We start from the raw sequence: 2,189 nt of genomic DNA on the forward strand, positions 1-2,189 counted from the left end.
GCCTCGGTGGCGGCCTCGTCGGCCTCCGCCCGTGCGGTACGCGCCTCCACCAGAGCGCGCTGCGCGGTGTCGGCGGCCTCCCGGGCGGTCTCCGCCGCCGCCGCGAGCTCCGCGAGCCTCCCGGGCGGACAGCCGGTGCGCCATGAGGCGAGCCGCGCGGACAGCGCCCGGTCCCCGGCCAGCCGGGCGGCGAGCGCCCTGATCTCCTCGTCCCGCTCGGTGGCACGGGCCCGCAGCTCACGCCGCTCGTCGTCGGCGGCCCGCTCGTCGTGCATCGCCGGGTTCGGCGGTACGAGGAAGACCCCGCTGTCCTCGGTGCCGGACGCGGGCGTCGGCGCGAGCAGCGCGGCGGACGTCCCGACGGCCACGGCGGACCGCGGCAGCAGCGACGCCTGGCCGAGCACCTCACGGGCGCAGGCGTGGGAGTCGGGGTCGGTGATGACGACGCCGTCCACCAGCTCGGGACGGGCCGCGAGCACGGCCGCGTGGTCGGCCGGGTCCACGGCCTGTGCGAGGTAACGCCAGCCGGGGAGCGCGGGGATGCCGTGCTCGCCGAGGTACTCGACGGCCGCCAGCACATCGGGGCTGGGCGGCAGGAGCCCGCCGTCGCCGAGCGCGCCCAGGATCCGCGAGTCCTCGGCGGCGGCGGTGCGCAGCTCGAAGAGCTGCCGCTCGGCGGCGGCGACGCTCTCCTCGAGGAGCTCACGCAACGCGTCGGCGTTGCGGTCGAGTTCCTCGGCGGTCAGCGGCCCGTCAGCGAGGGGGCGCCGGGCGGGGCGGGAGCGGCCGCTTCGTTCGCGACCGGGCTCACCGCCGGGGTCGGGGCTCCAGCAATCGGATTCGTCGATGGAGTCGGAGTCGGTGACGCCGGTACGGGCACCCCCGGCACGGGCGGCGCCTGCGCGGACCGCGTCGGCACGGACGGTGTCGGCACGAACGGCGTCGGCACGGGCACCTTCCGCGCGGACGGCGCCACCACCGGCACCCTCCGCACGGGCACCCCTGGCACGGTCGGTGTCGGCACCAGCATCTTCCGCGCGGACAGCGTCGGCACGGGCACCCTCCGCACCGGCGGCGTCGGCACGGGCACCCTCGGCACAGGCGGCGTCGGCACGGGCGGCGCCTGCACCGGCACCCTCCGTACGGACGGCACCAGCACCCTCCGCACGGCTGGCGCCAGCACCGGCCCCCTCCGCACGCGCGGTGTCGGCGGCGGTCTCCGACCTGGCCTCGTCACCGTCACCACTGCCGTCCTCGATCCGGGCCGACACCTCACCGGACGGCCGGGATTCGGCCGCCACGGCCCGGGTGCCCTCGCGCGGTCCGTCCGGGCGGGGGCCGCCGCCCGAAGGGGCGCCCCCGGCCTCGTCGATCCGCATCGTCACCCGCCCGGCGGGCCGCGCCTCTGCCGCCAGGGGCCGACGCCGCAGGGCCTGCCCCGCCTCCGCGTCCCCGGCACGGGCCGCCTCCCGCCCAACGGCACGCGACGCCTCCGCCTCGCCCACCGGACCGGCATCCGGTCGGCCACCGTCAACGGAGGCGGCCCCCGTCTCCACAACGCGTCCGGTCACCTGATCCGCCGGACCGGCGCCGGGCCGTCCGTCGCCCGCGGCGGCACCATCGCCCTCCGTCGGCCCCGCAGGGCCTGCCCCGGCCACCGGACAGGGGCCCATCTGACCGTCCGCCGCGTCGACACCGGACCACCCGGCGTCCACGCGGGCGGTGCCGTCGACACGGCCCGTCATCCGGTCCGCCGGACGCGACTCGCCCACACCGGGGGCGTCCACGGCAGACGGGCCCTCTCCGCACGCCGGGTAGCGGCCCTCGGCCGGGTGGCGTCCGCGGGCGTCGGTCAGTGGCTCGTCGGAGGCGTAGGCGTGGTCGCGGGATGCGCGGTCACAGGAGCCGGGATCGCAGGCGCCGCGGTCGCAGGCGGCGCGGCCACAGGAGCCGGGATCGCAAGAGGCATGGCCACAGGAGCCGGGGTCACAAGAGGCATGGCCACAGGCGCCCGGGTCACAAGAGACGCGGCCACAGGAGACACGGTCACAGGAGCCGGGGTCGCGGAGGGCGGGGTCTTCGGTCGGCGGGGGCGCGTGGGGGGCGGGGCCGGCGCGGAAGGCGGCGGGGAGTTGGGAGAGGCCGACGTCGTCCACGTCCTCCTCGTCCACGCGAACCGTGATCCACCC

1 pseudogene is annotated in these 2,189 nt (G+C 78.2%); it reads right to left on the reverse strand.

The features are described from left to right. Positions 1 to 2,171 (reverse strand): annotated as a pseudogene (locus tag AXW62_RS46535) (hypothetical protein); the annotation flags it as partial. Positions 2,172 to 2,189 lie beyond the last annotated feature (18 nt).

The sequence above is a fragment of the Streptomyces hygroscopicus subsp. hygroscopicus genome (assembly GCF_001553455.1).
Taxonomy (GTDB): domain Bacteria; phylum Actinomycetota; class Actinomycetes; order Streptomycetales; family Streptomycetaceae; genus Streptomyces; species Streptomyces hygroscopicus.